This is a genomic window from Clostridiales bacterium (assembly GCA_012512255.1).
In the GTDB taxonomy this organism is placed as follows: domain Bacteria; phylum Bacillota; class Clostridia; order Christensenellales; family DUVY01; genus DUVY01.
This window is the reverse complement of the sequence record JAAZDJ010000117.1, coordinates 1-2,371: the sequence shown is the minus strand read 5'-3', so window position 1 is coordinate 2,371 and position 2,371 is coordinate 1. Positions and strand designations below refer to the sequence as shown.

Annotated in this window: 4 protein-coding genes; all 4 read right to left on the bottom strand. The window is 46.2% G+C overall.

The window, feature by feature from the left end; all coding sequences use genetic code 11:
- A partial coding sequence (locus GX756_05995; GenBank protein ID NLC17411.1) for a threonylcarbamoyl-AMP synthase occupies positions 1-425 on the bottom strand: 425 nt, incomplete at its 3' end.
- A 57-nt stretch (positions 426-482) separates the two neighbouring features.
- On the bottom strand, positions 483-821 hold the full coding sequence (locus GX756_05990) for a hypothetical protein (protein ID NLC17410.1): 339 nt from the start codon (positions 819-821) through the stop codon (positions 483-485).
- Positions 811-1,773, bottom strand: a complete 963-nt coding sequence (locus tag GX756_05985) for an ROK family protein (GenBank protein ID NLC17409.1) — start codon at positions 1,771-1,773, stop codon at positions 811-813. The genes GX756_05990 and GX756_05985 overlap by 11 nt, the downstream gene beginning before the upstream one ends.
- Before the next feature lie 59 nt (positions 1,774-1,832).
- Positions 1,833-2,371: HAD-IC family P-type ATPase (locus GX756_05980; protein ID NLC17408.1), on the bottom strand; the 539-nt coding region annotated here is incomplete at its 5' end.

Here is a 2,371-nt window from a genome sequence, read left to right as displayed (position 1 = left end):
TTAGCCGACGGCGCGGCTATTGGCGTGCCTACCGCTTTCAAAAAAGCGTTGGCGGTATCGTCTTGTGGCACACGCACAGCGACGGTGGCAAGTCCTGCGCTTATTATCTTGGGCACATGGTCTGCACGATCCAAAATCAAAGTCAAAGGCCCGGGCATAAACTTCTCAATAAGCTTTTGCGCCAATGGCGGTATGGCCTTGACCACTGTCGCTATCTGTGACTTGTCCGCCAAATGCACTATCAAAGGATTGTCAACGGGCCTTCCTTTGACTTGATAAATCTTTTTTATCGCCTTTTCGTTATATATATCCGCCCCTAAGCCATAAACCGTTTCGGTCTTAAACGCCACAAGCCCGCCTTGGGATATTATTCTTTTGGCAAGCTCCAAAGACTCTTCGCTAATCGGCTTTATTATTGTATCCATATTTTTAAAAAATCGTGCGGTTCTTATCCTTTTAAAAATTTATTTTTCGTTATTTTTCTAGAAGTGACTTTCGTGTTTGGTTCGGATATCGTCTTTATATTCGTCTTGGGCGTTGCCGCGTTGTTTGTCTATCGGGCTTTCTTCTTGCTCGTTTGAGTTTTGATCGTCTTGAATATCGCCGTTTATTTTATCTAATAACTCTTGGGTGTTTTGCTCGCGCTTTTTGAAAAACCAAACCACCCCCGCAAAAGACAATCCCACCGCCAAAAACAGCATAGACAACACATTATACGGTTCTTTAAATTTAAAATAAAGCCCTATGGTAAACACTACGGCAAAGACCGCCATAAAAACTACGCCTAAGAGCGCCAATATTCTTACGCCTTTATCTTTCATGCTTGCTAATCCCCAACGCCGCCGCTCCGATTATGCCCGCGTCATTGCCCAGTTTGGCGGTAACTATTCGGATGGTAGGCAACAAATCTTTGGCGTAAATATTTTGGTCCAAATGTTTTTGGAGCGGCTTGGTCAAGCTCTCGCCTTGGGCGCACACGCCGCCGCCCAAAATAATTATATCGGGCCTGAAAATATTGGCCATATTGGTAATGCCTTCGCCCAAATAGTATATGTATTCGTCTATTACTTTTTGCGCCGCCTCGTCGCCCGCTTTGGCGCATTCAAAAGCCGTTCTGCCGCCTGTTTTATTAATGTCGCCGTTAACATAATCCCACATCTTGCTGCTGGGATTGTCTTCCATGGCTTTTTTGGTCATTCTTATAAGGGCGGTCGCCGACGCGTAAGTTTCAAAACAATCCGTTCGGCCGCAAGTGCAGGGATTGCCCCTGCCGCCCAGCCTTGTATGTCCGATCTCAGCGCCCGCCGAGTAATTGCCTTCAAACAACTCGCCATTAATTACCACGCCGCCGCCTATGCCCGTGCCTATGGTAATAAGGACTATGTCGTTATAGCCTTTGCCCGCGCCAAACATCCACTCGCCCATTGCCGCGGCGTTGGCGTCGTTATGCACATAAGTCGGCAAGCCTGTAAGGCGGGTCAGTTCAGCCCCCAAAGGGACGTTTTTCCACTTGATATTGTTGGAATAAATTATAACGCCCGTTTTGGAATCTACGGAGCCGGGCGAGCCTATTCCTATCGCTTGTATTTGTTCCTTTTCCAAGCCCAAACCGTCAAGCAATTTGTTTATGGCAAGATTTATGTCTTGGGTTATTTCTTGGTAGGGTCTTGAGCTCAAAGTCGGAAAAGAATGCTTTTTTAAGATATTGCCTTGTTTGTCTACTACGCCAGTTTTAATATTGGTGCCGCCAATATCCACGCCTACATAATACATTTTGGTCTCCGTTGTGTTAGTTCTTATTAATTATTATAACACAACTTAGCCCCAAAACCTTAGCGCTTTTGCTCAATTTGTCTTCTTAATAGCAAAGAATTAGCGACGACTGATACCGAGCTTAACGCCATGGCCGCGCCCGCTATTATAGGGTTCAAAAAGCCAAACGCCGCCAACGGTATCCCAATGACATTATAAATAAAAGCCCAGAACAAGTTTTGCTTGATTTTTGTTATGGTTTTTTGGCTGATAAACAAAGCGTCCGCGACTTTTTTTAGGTCGCCGCGCATAAGCGTGATATCGCCGGCTTCAATGGCGATATCCGTTCCCGTGCTCATTACAAAGCCTATGTCCGCGCTTGCCAGCGACGGCGCGTCGTTGACGCCGTCGCCGACCATGGCGACAATATTGCCGCCTTGTTTTAGTTTTCTTATATGCTCTTCTTTCTGGTCGGGCAAGACTTCGGCTATATAATCGGTTATGCCAACTTCTAAAGCTGTCATAGCCGCGGCGTGCGATGCGTCGCCCGTAAGCATTACCGTCTTAATGCCTTTTTCTTTTAGTTCTTGGATTGCGGCTTTTGCGTTGCTTTTGATTG

Excerpts from the sequence above, each read along its gene's own strand:
- GX756_05990 (NLC17410.1), bottom strand. The coding sequence starts at position 821 with ATGAAAGATAAAGGCGTAAGAATATTGGCGCTCTTAGGCGTAGTTTTT.
- GX756_05985 (NLC17409.1), bottom strand. The coding sequence starts at position 1,773 with ATGTATTATGTAGGCGTGGATATTGGCGGCACCAATATTAAAACTGGC.